The sequence below is a fragment of the Flavobacterium enshiense genome, from assembly GCF_040750275.1.
Taxonomy (GTDB): Bacteria; Bacteroidota; Bacteroidia; order Flavobacteriales; family Flavobacteriaceae; genus Flavobacterium; species Flavobacterium enshiense_B.
In genome coordinates this window covers 1-258 of sequence record NZ_JBDOCV010000043.1, presented here as the reverse complement: position 1 = coordinate 258, position 258 = coordinate 1, and the positions used below count along the sequence as shown (strand labels likewise).

Annotated in this window: 1 protein-coding gene; it reads left to right on the top strand. The window is 44.2% G+C overall.

Features of this window, described 5'->3' with window-relative positions:
- On the top strand, positions 1 to 258 hold a 258-nt coding region (locus tag ABGT15_RS14730), incomplete at both ends, for a fibronectin type III domain-containing protein (RefSeq protein ID WP_367232218.1).

Sequence of the window (258 nt, the reverse complement as noted above, 5' to 3'; positions counted from 1 at the left end):
GTAACACTGTTAACGTGAGCACTTTATCGGCTTCGGACACAACAGCTCCAACGGCTCCAACAAACTTGACGGCTTCAGGAACAACTCAAACTACGACAAACTTATCATGGACAGCTTCCACAGATAACGTAGGAGTAACCGGATACGATGTATACAGAGGCACTACTTTATTAGGAACCGTAACCACCACTACTTATAATGTAACCGGTTTAACGGCTGCCACAGCTTATACTTTCTCAGTTAGAGCTAAAGATGCTG